This is a genomic window from Accumulibacter sp. (assembly GCF_016789985.1).
Lineage (GTDB): Bacteria > Pseudomonadota > Gammaproteobacteria > Burkholderiales > Rhodocyclaceae > Accumulibacter.
In genome coordinates, this window is sequence record NZ_JAEUOL010000234.1 from 1 (window position 1) to 16,731 (window position 16,731).

Here is a 16,731-nt window from a genome sequence, read left to right on the forward strand (position 1 = left end):
AACTTCTTGTAGGTTTCCCTGATCAGGCTGCCGCATTTCGGGCAGGGTGTCGCCAGCTCGCCGAAATCCCCCGGGATGCTGTCGCTGTCGTAGCTCCTGGCGCGGTCGACGATGTGTTGCGTCATCGCCGCGATCTCCTGCATGAACTCCGTGCGTGACAGCTCGCCGCGTTCCATGCGGGCGAGCTTCCATTCCCATTCGCCGGTCAGTTCCGGGGCGGTCAGTTCCGGGATGCCGAGTCCGTTGAGCAGCGTCATCAGCGAGAACGCCTTGGCGGTCGGCAGCAATTCGCGGCCCTCGCGCAGAAGGTATTGTTCGGCCAGTAGGTTTTCGATGATCTGGGCGCGCGTGGCTGGCGTGCCAAGGCCGCGTCCGGCCATGGCGGCGCGCAGTTCCTCGTCGTCCATCGCCTTGCCGGCGCTCTCCATGGCGGTCAGCAGGCTGGCCTCGGAGTAACGCGCCGGGGGTTTGGTCTGGTGCGCGCTGAGGACCACCTCGTCGGCGTGCACCTTTTCGCCGGGCGTCACGGCAACGAGGTTGCCTTCCTCACCTTCCTGCGCCTCACGACCATAGACGGCCAGCCAGCCGGGGTTGACCAATACCTTGCCCTCGGTCTTGAAGGGTTCCCCGGCAACCCGGGTGATGCGAGTGGTGATCAGGTATTCGGCGGCCGGGTGGAAGACCGCGAGGAAACGCTTGACGACCATGTCGTAGAGCTTGAGCTCGGGTTCCGACAGGTGTTTTGGCGGCTGCAGTGTCGGGATGATCGCGAAGTGATCGGACACCTTGGCATCGTTGAAGATGCGTTTGTTGGGCACGACCCAGTTGCGCGCCAGGACCTGGTGGGCGAAGGGCGCGTAGCGCGCCAGCAGGGCTTCGTCGTGGCTCTTGCCGGCCCCTTCCCCGGTCAGCATGGCGAGGGTGCTGCTGACCGCCGGTCGATAGTCTTCGGGGAGCGCACGCGAATCGGTGCGTGGATAGGTCAGCACCTTGTGCTTTTCGTAGAGCGCCTGGGCGAGACCGAGGGTCGCCTTGGCCGAAAAGCCGAAGCGGCTGTTGGCTTCACGCTGCAGGCTGGTGAGGTCATAGAGCAGGGGGGACAACTGGGTCGACGCCCTGGATTCTTCACTGACCTCGCCGTCCTGGCCAATGCACTTCTGCTGCAGCAGCGTCGCGCGGCTTTCGTCCCATAGGCGGTCGGCGCGCGCATGCTCGTCATCATCCTTGCCCTTGAACTTTTCGTCGAACCATTTGCCGCGATACTGTCCGGCAGCGCAGTTGAAGATGCCCTCGAGTTCCCAGTAGGCACGCGGCTTGAACTTGCGTATCCGGTCTTCGCGCTCGACGATCAGCGCCAGGGTTGGTGTCTGGACACGGCCGACCGTGGTGAGGTGGAAGCCCCCGGTCTTCGAATTGAAGGCGGTCATCGCCCGTGTTCCGTTGATGCCGACCAGCCAATCCGATTCGGAGCGGCATACCGCCGCGTTGGCCAGGCCGAGCATCTCGCTGCCCCGGCGCAGGCGCGCAAAGCCGTCGCGGATGGCTTGCGGCGTCATCGACTGCAGCCACAAACGCTCGACCGGCTTGCCGACCGCAGCATGCTGGATGATGTAGTTGAAGATCAACTCCCCTTCGCGTCCGGCGTCGCAGGCGTTTACCAGGCTGGCGACGTCCTTGCGCTTGAGCAGGCGGACCAGAAGCCTGAGCCGGGGCTCCGTTTTCGCAATCGGTTGCAGCGCGAAGTGCGGCGGGATAACCGGCAGGTGGGCGAAAGACCACTTGCCGCGCTTGACTTCATACTCCTCGGGGCAGGCGAGTTCGAGCAGGTGGCCGATGGCCGAGGAGAGAACATAGTCGTCACTCTCGAAGTAGTCGTCGTGCCGGACGAAGCCGCCAAGTGCGCGCGCCAGGTCAGCGGCGACGGACGGCTTCTCGGTGATGATCAGTTTCTTGCTCATGGAGTCTTTGGAAGCCGCAAAGAGTGGCAGCAGCCGGGGCCGCAGAATGGTCAAAGCACTGACCTCGTGCGGACCATGATAAGAGCACTCTGCCGCGCTTGGCAAGGAAGCCGCGCATGGGTAGCGAAGCGGGGGCTCGCTTCAGTGCGTCAGGCGAGAGCTGCCGTCGTCGAGCAATTCTTCGACCACCAAGGGCTCGAGGTCCTGTTCGCGGCTCCAGAGGACGATCAGGACGACGATCTTGAACTTGGCCAGCGGGACACGATCGTCTTCCATCATCATGGCGCGTTCGACGACCAGTTCCCGCACGGCGGGGGTGATCACTTCGGCTGCTTCGAGAAAGGCGAGAAAGCCGAGGCAGTCGATACCGAGCTTGCGCTTCTCTTGGTCGAGATAGACCCGAAACGCGCCATGGCTGGCGGGGCAATCTAATTCACTGGCCGATTTGAGGCCATCCAGCCAGTGCAGGGCGACGCTGATGGCGTCGTCCCGGAAACCGACCGCACTCAGTTTCCGCTTGAGCGTCCGCGTCCTGGGCCGGGTACGGAAATCCTGATAGTTGGCAAACAGGTAAACGAGGATGTCGATCATCACGGGGCCTTTCCGGCTTGGGAAATTCTTTGGTAGCGGCCACCTGGCAGACCGGCTATCGCGCCGGCCAGTTCCAGATGGAGCAGCTTTACCGAAACATCCTCGGCCGTCAAGCCGCTGCGCACTGCCAGTTCGTCGACACTGCACGGATCGAAACCCATGCACGCCAGCAGTGCCGGTGCTTCACCGGCCGCCTCCGGACTTTCCACAGGGCGGCGCGCAGGGCTTGTCCAGCGCAGTTCGTCGAGCACGTCCTGCACGCTCTCGACCAGTTTGGCTCCTTGCTTGAGCAGCTTGTGGCAGCCGCGCGATTGCGGTGAATGAATCGAACCGGGGATTGCGAAGACCTCACGTCCCAGTTCCGAGGCGATGCGGGCGGTGATCAGGGAGCCACTGTCGGTCGTCGCTTCAACCACCAGCGTGCCGTGTGCGAGGCCTGCGATCAGGCGGTTGCGGCGTGGAAAGTTGGCGCCGCTGGGCGGCGTGCCAAGCGGAAACTCGGAAATGATGCTGCCCTTGCCGGCTATCTCGCGAGCCAGTTCATGGTTGGCGGCCGGGTAGCTGCGGTCGATGCCGGTGCCAATGAAGGCGACCGTGTCGCCCGCTGCCGCCAGTGCGCCACGGTGTGCCGCTGCGTCAATGCCGAGGGCGAGACCGCTGGCAATGGTCAGTCCGGCTTCGGCAAGGGCACTCGCGAAGCGTTTGGCGTTGGCGCTGCCCTGCGGAGTCGGATTGCGACTGCCGACCACGGCCAGGGTCGGCGAATTGAGCAGGTCGAGGCGGCCCCGCACGTACACCAGCGTCGGTGGATCAGGGGTCTGCAGCAAGGCTTGCGGGTACTCGGGGTCGGCCAGGCAGACCAGGTGCTGCGCGGGCTGCGCCGACCAGGCGAGGGCCCGTTCGACGGCAAGCTGATTGTCGGTATCGAGCAGGAGTTGCGCGGCACGCGTGCCGACTACTGCGCGCAGTGCACTGTGGCCGGCAGTGAAGATCGCTGCAGGAAGTCCGAAGGCGGCCAGCAGCTTGCGCTGGGTTTCACCGCCGATGCCGGGAACCAGAGTCAGTCGCAGCCAGTCGGCCAGCTCCGGCCTTGTGTTCATTAGCTGCTATGGCGTGCGCGCGAAGTCGTTGACCTCGATGGTGCCTTCCGCCTGCACGATCAGGCCGTAAGAGATGCGCTCGAAGGTACGAAAGACGAAGAGCAGTCCGACGCGGTACGGTGGAATCTGCACGACGATCTTGCGGTCGTCTTCGTCACGCTCACGGATGGTCCGATTGCGCTCGAGCGCCAGGACATGCCCGATTTCGATGCCATCCAGACTGCCGCGGCTGATCGAGACGATGGAGCCGCGTCCGGCAGTATCGACGCCGCCATAGACGCCGATCACAACCGCATCGACCGCAAAGTCCGGCTTGTGCGGAAGGTAGGGAACGAGCGAGGGAGGGACGGCAGGCAGCAGGCGGTCGCCACGCCCGATCTCCTCCCGTGCGGTGAGTATCTCGAAGGTGGCCACAGCGGCCGAATCGACCTGCCGTGCGGTGCCCAGGTAGTAGGCCTGGTAACCGAGGATCTCGTTGCTGCGCGGGTCGCGCAGCGCCTTGCCACTGCGATAGACCTGCCAGTCGCGGACGTCGGGATTGGCATTGGCTACATAGGCACGATCGCCGCTACCGAGATAGACCCGATCCTCCGGGGTGGCGACGATGCGCGCTGCGTTCTGCAGGCCGTGCACTTCGACGATCAGCGGATCGGACAGGAAGGGTTTGATCACATTGGGCGGGATCGCCGGGATGCCCTGGTCGGTGCTTTCGGCGTAGATCCGGGGGATCAGGCGGACCGTCTCCAGGCGCAGGCGGGGCCGCCCGTCACCGTCGCGCTCGAGCACGATCACATCACCCGGATAGATGCGGTGCGGATTCCTGATCTCGTCGCGGTTCATGCGCCAGATTGCCGGCCACTCCCACGGGTTCTTGAGGAACTTGCTGGAAATTCCCCACAGAGTGTCGCCGGGAACCACGATGTGCCTTTGTGGGGCGCGGTCGGCCAACTGGAGTTCCTGGCCGTTGGCGGTGCAGCAAAGGGTGCCGACCAAAGCCAGAAGGAACGCGGACATAATGCGGATCATCGTGTTATCCTCGTGCGATCAGTCGCAGTATTTTGGGGGCGTCGTCGGAGGGAACTTCCGGGTCAGGGGGGCGTCCCAGCGAATCCCCGGTCGGTTGGGGCCGGCTGCCCGGCAGGTGCCGGGCCAAGGACGCCAGCATTGCGTAGACACTGCGTCCGATTTTGCACGTAGTTCCTTATTCGATCAAGCTTTTTATGTCTCTACTACCCATACTGCGCTTTCCCGATGCACGCCTGCGGACGGTGGCAACGCCGGTCCGGGAGGTTGATGAGAGTATTCGGCGCCTGGCACGCGACATGGCCGAGACGATGTACGAGGCGCCCGGCATTGGCCTGGCGGCGACCCAGGTCGATGTTCACAAGCGCGTGATCGTCATCGACGCCTCGGAGACGAGGGATCAGTTGCTGACCTTGATCAACCCGGAGATCATCGAGCAGGACGGTCGGCAGACCTGCGAAGAGGGTTGCCTGTCGGTTCCTGGCATTTACGACAAGGTGGAACGTGCCGAACATGTGATTGTCCGCTACCTCGATCTCGATGGCGGGGAACAGACCATCGAGGCGGTTGGCCTGTTGGCGGTATGTCTGCAACACGAAATCGACCACCTGCAGGGGCGCGTCTTCGTCGAGCATCTGTCGCAACTCAAGCAATTGCGAATCAGGAACAAGCTCGCCAAACAAGCGCGCATCACCGCATGAGGCTGACCTTCGCCGGCACGCCGGAGTTTGCCGGAGCGGCCCTGCAGGCCATTCTGGCGGCTGGCCACGACGTGGTGCAGGTGCTGACCAAGCCCGATCGTCCCGCCGGGCGCGGCATGGTGGTGCGCCCGGCGCCGGTCAAGCAACTGGCCCAGGTGGCGGGAATTCCGGTCCTGCAGCCTTTCACGCTGCGCGATCCGGCGACCCAGGAGCAGATAAGGTCAGCCGCGCCCGACGTCATCATCGTTGCCGCGTACGGCCTGATCCTTCCCCAGGTGGTGCTCGACATGCCGCGCTATGGCTGCATCAACATCCACGCGTCCTTGCTGCCGCGCTGGCGCGGCGCGGCGCCGATCCAGCGCGCCATCCTTGCCGGAGACACCGAGACCGGCGTATGCATCATGCAGATGGAAGCCGGGCTCGACAGCGGGCCCGTGTTGCGCGCGGCAAAACAGGCAATTCGCGACGACGACACCGCAGGGTCGTTGCATGACCGGTTGGCCGGGCTGGGGGCGCAACTCATCGTCGAGGTGCTTGCCCATCTGCCGCTGACGGCTTCCCCACAAGCACAAGACGGGGTGACGCATGCCGCCAAGATCGACAAGGCGGAGGCGATGCTCGACTGGCGTCGGCCGGCGATAGAACTCGACCGGCAGGTGCGGGCCTTCAATCCCCATCCCGGCGCAAGCTGTTCGCTCGACGGCAGGCTGCTCAAGATCTGGCGTGCAGCGCCGGTGACCGGCGGCGAAGGGCCGCCGGGAACGGTACTCGCGGCGGACGCCGGCGGCATCGCCGTGGCCTGTGGAGAGGGGGCTCTGCTGCTTGCCGAGCTGCAAGCAGCCGGCGGCCGGCGGCTGTCGGCGGCGGAGTTTCTCAACGGCCGGCGGCTCGTCCCGGAGACCCGTTACAGCCTGAGCGGTGCTTGAATTTCCTCGCTCCTGCTCCATCTAGGGAAGCAGCGGATATCTACGGAGGATCGAATCATGCTCGGCAACTGGCTCAAGACATCCCTTCTGATGGCAGCCATTCTCGCCTTGTTCGGCGTCGTCGGCGGATTGCTGGGCGGCCGGTCGGGGATGTTGCTGGCGCTGCTCCTTGGCGGCGCGATGAACGTCTTCGCCTACTGGTTCTCGGACCGGATGGTGCTCAGAATGTACAACGCGCGCGAGGTGGACGAGCAGTCGGCGCCGCAGTTTTACTCGATGGTCCAGGAACTGGTGCAGCGGGCGGGGCTGCCGATGCCCCGGGTATACCTGATCGACGAGGCGCAGCCGAATGCCTTCGCCACCGGGCGCAACCCGGACAATGCGGCGGTGGCTGCCACTACCGGCATTCTGCAGCTGCTGTCGGCGCGCGAGATCCGCGGCGTCATGGCGCACGAACTGGCGCATGTGCAGCATCGCGACATCCTCATTTCGACAATCGCGGCGACCATGGCCGGTGCGATCTCGGCGCTTGCCAACTTTGCGATGTTCTTCGGGGGACGCGATTCGGAGGGCCGGCCGAGCAACCCGGTGGCGGGCATCCTTGTTGCCGTGCTGGCGCCGCTGGCCGCTTCGTTGATCCAGATGGCGATTTCCAGGGCGCGTGAGTTCGAGGCCGATCGTGGTGGAGCCGAGATTTGCGGGGACCCGAATGCGCTCGCCGATGCACTGGCGAAAATCGACGCCTACGCCCGCGGCATCCCGCTGGCGCCAGCCGAGGCGCACCCTGAAACAGCCCAGATGATGATCATGAATCCCTTGTCGGGCGGCGGCATGGCCGGACTGTTCAGCACCCACCCACCGACTGAACAGCGCGTCGCCCGCTTGCGCGCCATGGCTCGGCGTTAGCGTTCGGGCACTGCTGTTTCACGTGAAACATTGCCGGCCGGAGCGACTCCCCGGGTGCGCCAGCAGGCTTTCGTCCCGCGCTCTGTGCGGGGCGAAAGAGAGCCCGCAGTAGTTCGGCCAGGCGGTAACCCGCCTGGGTAATCCGATGATTGGCAATCTCCTGCGATCGTTCGTGGAAGCTCGGGCTGATCGTTGGCGGCTTGTCTTCGCTTTCCGGGTAGGCGTAGCGTCGGGCGATCAGCCAGCTTTCCTCGATCCACAGGGCGGGCGTGCTGCTCCCGCCCGTCGGCGGATGGCGCTCGGTCAGGGCGCTCACCGTGCCGGCAAGCCGGTCGTCGCGCAGCCAGGGCGGGCCCGGCAGATCGTCCCAATAGCGATGCAGACTCATCGACGGGTGACGCATATTGAACGGGTTGGTGATGAGCAGCGCGTTGCCGCCGTTGTCGCTCTCGCCATCAGCTGTGTGACGGCTGGCTGCGTGCAGCGGCTGATGGGCATCACCCACCAGGTGAATCAGCCAGGGTAGCGCGTAAGCGCGCTCGCTCGGCTGCACACCCTGGTTGGCCAGGGTGGACACGAGCATGTTCAGCCGTCGATCCAGCTCGCCCGCCGGTGCCCGCGTCGTGGGCAGCATATCGAGCGGTCGATCGATGTAATGCCACTCCAGCCGCCGTTCCATGTCCGGGAAACCCGGCAGTGTCGGGGTCGGCTCCTCGTTCCCCGCGCTGTAGAAGCGCTGGTCCCGCCGGATGTCGTCAGGCCAGGTGGAGGCTTCGAGAAAGGTGGCCAGACCCGGCTCCGCCCCCTTGCCGCGTGCCTGCCAGCGTGCGAAGTCGGGGTGCTGGCGCAGGAGTGCCGTGATCGCGGCCCGGCTGCCCGGATCGAGTCTTTGCCAGGCAATCAGCGCGCTGATGCGATGTCCGGCGGCATTCCACGCCGCCGCCGGCGAAGTGCAGAGCAGTGTTGCTGCGAGCAGCAGGACGTACTGGCCCATCTTCGAGCTGGAGGGTCGTTTTCTCGCTGTCAAGCTTGGTCTCCTGCTGCGCGGCGTGCTTGCTCGTACCCGCCGAGCCGATGGGTCGGCATCCAGTCTGCCGGGTCATCGGCGCCTCGTCCTGCCACCCGGTGCGCTGCAGATCGACGCCGGGCGAACAGGGTCGAGCGAGGCATGCACGCATTATCATTCATCTGCCGGCCATCATCTCGCCAGTATCAGGCATCGTGCTAAACTCGAGACCCCCAGAACGCAGCGAAATTCAGCCATTGTCCCCGCCTTCCTCCTCGCCGTCGCCCCGCGCTCTGCGCGTGCGCAAGCCTCAAGCGGCGAATTCGCCTGGCGAGCTGCCGGCCGACTCCCTTGCGCTGAGCCTCCTGCTTGCGGCAAGAGTGATCGCCGCCGTCCAGGCAGGGCAGAATCTGCCGCAGGCTCTCGGCCAGGCGCGTGATCTGCCGCCAGCGACGCACGCCGCCGTCCAGGATCTGGCCTATGGCACGATCCGTCGCTACGGCTTTGGCGAATTCATGCTGCGCTGTCTGCTCGACAAGGCTCTGCCGCACAATCAAACCACAGCCCTGTTGCAGGCCGCCCTGTACCGTTTGCAGACGCGACCGGAAATGGGGTACATGGTGGTCGATCAGGCAGTGGCGGCGGCTGCGCGGCTGGCTGGCGGCGCCTTCCGAGGTCTGGTCAATGCCGTACTGCGCAATTACCTGCGGCAGCGCGATGCCCTGCATCTGGCAATGGCCGATGACGAAGAGGCGGTGCATCAGCATCCGCGCTGGTGGCTGGCTCGTCTGCGTCGTGCCTACCCCGGAGACTGGCAGGACATCGTGGCGCGCGGCAATGAGCCGCCACCACTGGCCCTGCGCGTCAATCGTCGGCGTCTCGCCGTCCCGGCTTATGCGGCACGGCTGCAGGCGTCGGGGCTGGGCGCGCGGCCGCTTGGCGGTGACGCACTGCTGCTGGCCAGGGCGGTTCCGGTCGATGCACTGCCCGGCTTCGCCGAGGGCCTGGTCTCGATCCAGGACGCGGGAGCCCAGCGCGCGGCACACATCCTGGCGCCCACCAGCGGCCAGCGCGTGCTCGACGCCTGCGCCGCGCCCGGCGGCAAAACCGGGCATCTGCTGGAAGCGGCCGACCTCGATCTGCTCGCACTGGAGGTTAATGAGCAGCGCGCTCACCTGGTAGGCGACAACCTGCGACGGCTTGGCTTGTCGGCGAAGGTGGTCGTGGCCGATTGTCGGGCCACCGGGATTTGGTGGGACGGCCGGTCTTTCGACGCCATTCTCGCCGATGTGCCTTGCTCTGCTTCGGGTGTCGTGCGCCGCCATCCAGACATGAAGTATCTGCGCCGGGAGGGCGATATCCGGCGTTTCGTGCAACTGCAGAGGGAGATTCTCGATCAGCTCTGGCCGCTCCTGAAGGTTGGCGGTCGGCTGCTCTACGCTACCTGCTCGCTCTTCCCGGAAGAGAACGGTGCACAGATCGACGCCTTCCTCTTTCGCCAGGCCACCGCCAGACGCCTGACCGAGGAAAGACTCCTGCCCCAGGAAGAACATGACGGATTCTTTTATGCCCTGCTGGAGAAAGCTGCTTAGTCCTTTGCTGTGCGGCATCCTGCTGCTATGCGCCGCGGCCGGTGGTCAGGCGGCCGACATCAGTGTACGCAATCCGGTTCTCGCGCCGGGCGACGAGGGCTATACGCTTTCCGCCGACTTCAACATCAATCTCAATGCCCGGCTGGACGATGCGATTGCCCGTGGTGTCACGCTGTACTTCGTCGTCGACTTCGAGCTGACCCGTTCCCGCTGGTACTGGCTGGACGAAGAGGTGGTCAGCCGCAGCCAGACCTTCCAGCTTTCGTACCATGCGCTGACGCGCCAGTACCGTCTGTCCAGTGGCGCCTTGCACCAGAGCTTTGCCTCACTTGACGACGCCCAGCGGATACTGTCGCGCCTGCGTAACTGGCTGGTTCTCGACCGGGGATCGCTCAGACCCGATAACACCTATCAGGCCGCCGTACGCATGCGCCTAGACCTCAGCCAGATGCCGAAGACCTTCCAGGTCAATGCACTGGCCAACCGCGACTGGAACCTTTCCTCCGACTGGGCGCGCTGGCATTTCACGCCGAGCGAGCTGGCGGCACCGGTGTTCAGCGTCGAAGGCAGATGAAAAGCCTGATTGTCGCTGCCGCCTCATTTGGCGGCATTCTGCTCTTTTTGTTGGCCTCGGCGAGTGCCAACACGGCGCTTTTCGCCAGTCACTATCCTTGGCTGCTCGGCCTCAACGCGGTCGTCGCCCTGTCGCTCCTGGCCCTGATCGGTTGGCAGTTGCATGCCTTGTGGCGGGAACATCGGGCGCAGGTCTTCGGTTCCCGCCTCAAGCTGCGCCTGATGTTGATGTTCGGGCTCATGGCGGTGCTGCCCGGAGTGCTGATCTACGCCGTTTCGGTTCAGTTTGTGACCAAGAGCATCGAGACCTGGTTCGACGTGCGTGTCGAGAAAGCGCTCGAAGCCGGCCTCAATCTCGGCCGCAGTGCGCTCGATTCCCTGCTCGAGGACCTTGCGGCAAAGGCACAGGCGATGGCGCTCGAACTCGGAGAGCATTCCGAGGCGCAACGTCGTCTCGATCTCAACCGCCTGCGCGAGCAGAATGGGGTGCAATCGGCTGCGCTCTTCTCGAACAGCGGCGAGTTGCTGGCAACCGCCAGCGGCGAACTGACCAGTCTGCTCCCCGCGCAGCCGACGGCCGAACAATTGCAACGGGCGCGCAAGGACCGTCGCTACGCCGTGATCGAAAGCAGCGGGGAGCATGATCTCAGCCTGCGCGTGCTGGTTGCCGTCATGCCAGCCGGGCTGGGCGTCGAGACCCGCATCCTGCAACTGATCGATCCGGTGCCGGGCAGCCTTGCCCTCAATGCCGACAGCGTCCAGACCGTATACGCGGATTATCAGGAGCTTTCCCTGGGACGCGAGGGCTTGACGCGAATCTACGCCATGACCCTCACCTTGACCGTCCTGCTGGCGCTGTTTACGGCGATCGCACTGGCTTTCGTCCTGGCTCGTCGTCTTTCGGCGCCACTCTCCATCCTGGCCGAGGGAACGCAGGCGGTGGCGGCTGGTGACTACACACCCAGACAGGCCGTCTACAGCCGCGACGAACTCGGCGTTCTGACGCGTTCCTTCAAGCAGATGACCAGTCAGCTCGACGAAGCGCGGCGCGACAACGAGCGGCATCGCGGCGAGCTGGAGGCGGCTCGCACCTATCTCGAGTCGATTCTTGCCAATCTTTCGGCAGGCGTTCTGGTGTTCGACCGTCGCTTCGTGTTACGTACCGTCAACGAAGGCGCGCTGACGATTCTGGCCGATGATTTTGCCGGATTGCTTGGTCAGCCGACCGACCTCTGGCCGCGCCAGCAGGTGCTCGGTCAGGTCATCCAGCGTGCCTTTGCCGATCTGAACAGCGGCGAATGGCAGGAACAGATCGAGCTCGAGCACAGCGGCGGTCTGCCGCAAATCCTGCTGCTGCGCGGAACCGAGTTGCCGGCTGAATCGCACGGCGGATACGTCGTCGTCTTCGACGATGTCACACGACTGATTGCTGCCCAGCGCAGTGCCGCCTGGGGCGAAGTGGCCAGGCGTCTGGCGCACGAGATCAAGAATCCGCTGACCCCGATCCAGCTCTCGGCCGAGCGGCTGCAGATGAAGCTGGCCGATCACCTGAGCGATCGCGATGCCCAGATCCTTGCTCGTTCGACGCAGACGATCATCACTCAGGTTCAGGCGATGAAGCGCATGGTCAACGACTTCAGCGATTATGCGCGCCTGCCACCGCCCGAGCTGGTGGCTCTCGACCTCAATGCGCTGATTGCCGAAGTGCTCGGCCTCTACGAGAACTCACGAGCGCAGATCAAGGCCAAACTGGCGTCCAAGCTGCCGGCCGTCTGGGGTGATGCGACGCAGTTGCGGCAGATCATCCACAATCTGTTGCGCAATGCCGAGGACGCACAGGAAGCGGTCGACGCCCCGTGCATCACGCTCACCACCCGGCGTGCCGACAGCATGGCCGAACTGGTGGTCAGCGATCGCGGGCCGGGTTTCCCGGCCGAGATTCTGTCGCGCGTCTTCGAGCCCTATGTCACCACCAAGACTCGTGGTACCGGTCTTGGGCTGGCCATCGTCAAGAAGATCGTCGATGAACATCACGGACGCATCACGATCAACAATCGTCAGCCGACCGGTGCCGAGGTCAGCATCACCCTGCCACTGGCGGCCTTGCCGGCCGTGAACCGCCGTCCGAGCAAACTTCCTTCCGAGACTTGACCATGGCGCAAGTACTGATCGTCGATGACGAAATGGGCATTCGCGAATTGCTTTCCGAGATTCTTGCCGATGAAGGCCACTCGGTCTGGGTGGCCGAGAATGCCGCGGCGGCGCGCAGGCTGCGCGCCGAGAAGCGGCCCGATCTGGTGCTGCTCGACATCTGGATGCCGGACACCGATGGTATCTCGCTGCTCAAGGAGTGGTCGGCCGGGGGGCTATTGACCATGCCGGTGGTGATGATGTCGGGGCACGGAACGATCGATTCGGCAGTCGAAGCGACGCGTATCGGCGCCACCGACTTCCTCGAGAAACCGATTGCCCTGCAGAAGCTGCTGCTGACCGTCAAGAAGGCACTCAAGCACGAGATCGTGCTGCTCAAGAAACCGCTGACCCTTGATGCGTTCGCCCGTTCGCCCCTGCTCAAAGACCTCAAGCGGAGGCTCGAACAGGCGGCAGCGAAGACCTCGGTCCTGTTGCTCAAGAGCGCCTCGGGCAGCATCGCAGAAATCTGCGCGCGTACCTTGCAGACACACCTGACCCCCTGGCTGGACCTGTCGGCGGCGAGCTCGCCGCTGACCCAGGAAATGCTGCAGAACGCGAGCGGCGGCATTGTCTTCGTGGCCGATCTGGCACAGTTCGGGAAACTGCAGCAGATGAATCTCGTCTTCGCGCTCGAACGACTCGAAAGGCACAATCTGCAACTCGTCGCAGCTTCGAGCCGTCCTCTCGGCGGGCTCGTCGAAGCCGGTTGGGATCCGCAGGTCATCAGCCGGCTCGGCGAGGTGTGGGTGGCACTGCCGCAGATCTCGGGACATGCCGATGACGTTCCCGAGATCGCCGCCCTGCTTCTGGCGCACCTGGCGGAGCGCGGTGAGGTGCCCTTGCGGCACTTTTCCAGCAGCGCGCAGAACGCCCTGCGTCTGCATCGCTGGCATGGCGAATGGGCCGAACTGCTGGCCACGGTGAAGAATCTCGCGCTCTCGGCGCTTGACGAAGAAATCAGCAGTGACGACGTCGCCCTGATCCTGCAGACCGAGGCCGGACAAAACGGGGCTGCCCCGCCGCTGCCCGCCCTGTTTTTCGATCAACCGTTACGCGAGGCGCGTGAAGCCTTCGAAAGAATGTACTTTGAGTACCACCTGACCGGCGAACGCGGTAGCATGACGCGTTTGGCAGAGAAGACTGGTCTCGAGCGTACCCACCTCTACCGCAAACTGAAACAGCTTGGCCTGAACGTCGGCAGGCGGGGCGACGAACGCGACTAGGGCAGCGCGCCCGACCGTCAGGGAGATGACAACAATGCGAATCGTGATCCTTGGGGCAGGCCAGGTGGGTGCCAGTGTGGCCGAAAGCCTGGTGTCCGAGAACAATGACATAACAGTCGTCGACAGCGATCAGGATCGCCTGGCGCACCTGCAGGATCGGCTCGATCTGCAGACGGTGGCGGGCAACGCGGCCCATCCGTCGGTCCTGGCGAGTGCCGGGGTTGAAGACGCCGACCTGCTGATTGCCGTGACGCAGAGCGATCAGACCAACCTGGTGGCCTGCAAGGTGGCGCACAGCGTGTTCAACGTTCCGTCGCGCATTGCCCGGCTGCGTGCGCGTGACTTCGTCGATAGCCAGAAACTGTTGGCGCCCGAGAACTTCGCGGTTGACTACGCGCTGGTTCCGGAACAGGTGATCACCGAGTACATCGCGCGTCTGGTCGACTTTCCGGAGGCCCTGCAGGTGCTCACCTTTGCCGGCGGCTGTCTGGCACTGGTCGGTGTCCGCGCCTACGCAGGCGGCTTGCTGGTCGGTAGTCCGATCAAGGAGATGCGCGGCCATCTGCCAGCGGAGATCGACGCCCGCATTGCTGCCATCTTCCGCCGCGACGGTGCGATCACCCCCAGCGGAGAGACGGTGATCGAAGACGGTGACGAGGTCTTCCTGCTTGCTGCCGAAGAGCACATCCGGGCGGTATTGCGCGAGTTGCGTCGTTCGCTCGAGCCGGTCAGGCGGATCATGATCGCCGGTGGTGGCAACATCGGCCTGCGCGTCGCGCAGGCGCTCGAGGGTCGCTGTCAGGTCAAGCTGATCGAAGTCGACCGGCGGCGGGCCGATTATGTTGCCGGTGCGCTCAGGTCGGTGTTGGTGCTCTACGGCGATGCGACCGACGAGGAGTTGCTGCAGCAGGAGGCAATCGACGAGATGGACCTCTTCCTGGCACTGACCAATGACGACGAAGACAACATCATGGCGGCATCGCTGGCCAAGCGGATGGGCTGTCAGCGCGTGTTGGCGCTGATCAACCGGCGTGCCTATGCCGAACTGGTGGAGGGCGGGCCGATCGACATCGCGATTTCGCCGGCCCAGGTCTCGATCGGCACCTTGCTGACCTATGTCCGGCAGGGCGACGTGGCGCAGGTCCACAGTTTGCGTCGCGGTGCTGCCGAAGCACTCGAGCTTGTCGCTCATGGTGACCGCAAGACGTCAAAGATCGTTGGCCGTCGCATTGACGAACTGCCGCAGATCCACGGTGCGTTCGTCGCAGCGATCGTGCGCGATCTCGACAAGACCCGGGACATCGGCTATCTGGGTCTGGCCAAGAAGAAGCAGAAGGGTCGTGTACTGATTGCGCACAAGGACCTGGTGGTCGAGACCGGCGATCACGTGATCGTTTTCTGTCTCGACAAGAAGGTCGTCAAGCAGGTCGAGAAGTTGTTCGCAGTCGGTTTCCATTTCTTCTGAGCTGGGGCGGCCATGAAGCGCTATTACCCGGTGATCCGGGTCCTTTCGATGGTCATGGTGATGTTTGGCCTGACGATGCTGGTCCCGTGGGCGCTCTCCTGGGTGCTGCATGATGGCGCCGAAAGTGCATTTGACGAAGCCCTTCTGCTGACCGTGGGAACCGGCGCCGGCCTCTGGTACACGACCCGCCGGGAGACACGCGACCTCACCATTCGGGACGGCTTTCTGATGGTGGCTCTGGTGTGGACGGTACTGCCGGTGTACGCTGCATTGCCTCTGATATTGCAGCTCGACGCGAGTTTCACGGATGCCTACTTCGAAGCCGTCTCGGGACTGACCACGACGGGGGCTACGGTTTTCGAGGGGCTGGACAATCTTCCCGTCTCGATCAATTTCTGGCGAACCCAACTGGTCTGGCTCGGCGGCATGGGGCTGATCGTCCTGGCCGTCGCCATCCTCCCCCTGCTCGGCATCGGCGGTCGCCAGATGTTCAAGGCCGAGACGCCCGGACCGATGAAGGACTCGAAGATGACCCCCCGCATGGCCGAGACGGCAAAGGGACTGTGGGTGGTCTACACGCTCATCTCGATCGCGTGTACCCTGGGTTATTACTGGGCCGGCATGACCTGGCTGGACGCCATCATGCACATGTTTGCGACCATGGGCCTCGGCGGCTTTTCCAGCCACGATGCCAGCTTCGGCTACTTCAACTCGCCGGCGATCGAGGTGGTCAGCATGGCTTTCATGCTCATCGCGGGGTGCAATTTCGCGACCCATTACGTCGTTCTCAGTGGCCGGTCGCTGCGTCCCTATGCGGCCGATCCCGAGGCCGGAATGTTCCTGCTGGTGACGGTTGGGAGCTTCATTGGCATCGCCCTTTTCCTCGTCATGCACGAGGTCTATCCGACCTTCCCGGAGGCGTTGCGATACTCGGCGTTCAACGTGGTATCGATTGCCACCACGACCGGCTTTGCCAACACGGACTATGCGTTGTGGCCCTTCTTCGCACCGTTGTGGATGTTGTTCCTGTCGAGCTTCGCGACCAGCGCGGGTTCGACCGGCGGCGGTATCAAGATGATCCGGGCAATCGTGCTCTACAAACAGGTCTATCGCGAACTGACCCGCGCGATGCATCCGAATGCCGTTCACCCGGTGAAGGTTGGTGGCGAGCGGGTACCGCCCAATATTCTGTTTTCGGTCCTTGCTTTCGGATTCATGTACATGGTGTGCATCGTTTCGATGACGCTGGCCCTGTCCTTCTCCGGTCTCGAGATCATTACCGCCTTCTCGGCGGTAGTTGCCAGCATCAACAACACCGGCCCCGGTCTCGGTGCCGTCGGACCAGCCAACAACTTTGCGGGCCTGACCGACTTCCAGACCTGGGTATGCACCTTCGCCATGCTCATTGGACGGCTCGAGATCTTCACGCTGCTGGTCGTGATGACCCCAGCTTTCTGGCGCAAATAGCAGGCAA

At 64.0% G+C, this 16,731-nt stretch carries 13 protein-coding genes and 1 pseudogene; 9 read left to right on the forward strand and 5 right to left on the reverse strand.

Translation table 11 applies throughout. The features are described from left to right. The 4 genes from JNK99_RS13295 to JNK99_RS13310 form a co-directional block, all read right to left on the reverse strand. A partial coding sequence (locus tag JNK99_RS13295; RefSeq protein WP_291853909.1) for a DNA topoisomerase III occupies positions 1–1,958 on the reverse strand: 1,958 nt, incomplete at its 3' end. A 141-nt stretch (positions 1,959–2,099) separates the two neighbouring features. Beyond that, on the reverse strand, positions 2,100–2,549 hold the full coding sequence (locus tag JNK99_RS13300) for a DUF494 domain-containing protein (RefSeq protein WP_291853910.1): 450 nt from the start codon (positions 2,547–2,549) through the stop codon (positions 2,100–2,102). Beyond that, complete coding sequence (gene dprA, locus JNK99_RS13305; RefSeq protein ID WP_291853911.1) at positions 2,549–3,649, reverse strand: DNA-processing protein DprA; 1,101 nt, start codon at positions 3,647–3,649, stop codon at positions 2,549–2,551. The genes JNK99_RS13300 and dprA overlap by 1 nt, the downstream gene beginning before the upstream one ends. Before the next feature lie 6 nt (positions 3,650–3,655). Then, positions 3,656–4,675: a LysM peptidoglycan-binding domain-containing protein gene (locus tag JNK99_RS13310; RefSeq protein WP_291853912.1), complete on the reverse strand. Its 1,020-nt coding sequence runs from the start codon at positions 4,673–4,675 to the stop codon at positions 3,656–3,658. A gap of 194 nt (positions 4,676–4,869) precedes the next feature. On the opposite strand from JNK99_RS13310, the gene def reads away from it, so the two are divergent. From def to htpX, 3 genes are read left to right on the forward strand one after another with little or no spacing between them, the layout of a single operon-like run. Next, entirely contained in the window at positions 4,870–5,373 is a 504-nt protein-coding gene (gene def / locus JNK99_RS13315) for a peptide deformylase (protein ID WP_291853913.1), read from the forward strand. After that, positions 5,370–6,299 carry a methionyl-tRNA formyltransferase gene (gene fmt / locus JNK99_RS13320; protein ID WP_291853914.1) on the forward strand — a complete coding sequence of 310 codons (930 nt, stop codon included), beginning with the start codon at positions 5,370–5,372 and terminating at the stop codon, positions 6,297–6,299. Before def ends, fmt begins: the two co-directional genes overlap by 4 nt. Before the next feature lie 57 nt (positions 6,300–6,356). Continuing rightward, positions 6,357–7,205, forward strand: a complete 849-nt coding sequence (gene htpX / locus JNK99_RS13325) for a zinc metalloprotease HtpX (protein ID WP_291853915.1) — start codon at positions 6,357–6,359, stop codon at positions 7,203–7,205. Here the strand turns inward: htpX and JNK99_RS13330 are convergent. Further along, a complete protein-coding gene (locus JNK99_RS13330) occupies positions 7,144–8,232 on the reverse strand; it encodes a S1/P1 nuclease (protein ID WP_291853916.1) in 1,089 nt (362 codons plus the stop codon). The two genes, htpX and JNK99_RS13330, sit on opposite strands and share 62 nt — an antisense overlap. A gap of 278 nt (positions 8,233–8,510) precedes the next feature. On the opposite strand from JNK99_RS13330, the gene rsmB reads away from it, so the two are divergent. The 6 genes and pseudogenes from rsmB to JNK99_RS13360 all read left to right on the forward strand — a co-directional run bounded on the left by rsmB (position 8,511) and on the right by JNK99_RS13360 (position 16,724). Further along, positions 8,511–9,803, forward strand: a complete 1,293-nt coding sequence (rsmB, locus tag JNK99_RS13335; RefSeq protein ID WP_291853917.1) for a 16S rRNA (cytosine(967)-C(5))-methyltransferase RsmB — start codon at positions 8,511–8,513, stop codon at positions 9,801–9,803. Then, positions 9,778–10,377: a DUF4390 domain-containing protein gene (locus tag JNK99_RS13340; RefSeq protein ID WP_291853918.1), complete on the forward strand. Its 600-nt coding sequence runs from the start codon at positions 9,778–9,780 to the stop codon at positions 10,375–10,377. Before rsmB ends, JNK99_RS13340 begins: the two co-directional genes overlap by 26 nt. Continuing rightward, the gene (locus JNK99_RS13345) at positions 10,374–12,527 is read left to right on the forward strand and encodes an ATP-binding protein (RefSeq protein ID WP_291853919.1); all 2,154 of its coding nucleotides are present in this window, start codon (positions 10,374–10,376) and stop codon (positions 12,525–12,527) included. The genes JNK99_RS13340 and JNK99_RS13345 overlap by 4 nt, the downstream gene beginning before the upstream one ends. Positions 12,528–12,529: 2 nt before the next feature. Beyond that, positions 12,530–13,792 (forward strand): response regulator, encoded by a 1,263-nt coding sequence (locus JNK99_RS13350; RefSeq protein WP_291853920.1) that lies wholly within the window; start codon positions 12,530–12,532, stop codon positions 13,790–13,792. 16 nt (positions 13,793–13,808) lie between these two features. Beyond that, a pseudogene (gene trkA / locus JNK99_RS13355) lies at positions 13,809–15,257 on the forward strand (Trk system potassium transporter TrkA); the annotation flags it as partial. A 12-nt stretch (positions 15,258–15,269) separates the two neighbouring features. Continuing rightward, the gene (locus tag JNK99_RS13360) at positions 15,270–16,724 is read left to right on the forward strand and encodes a potassium transporter TrkG (protein ID WP_291853922.1); all 1,455 of its coding nucleotides are present in this window, start codon (positions 15,270–15,272) and stop codon (positions 16,722–16,724) included. The last annotated feature ends 7 nt before the right edge of the window (positions 16,725–16,731 follow it).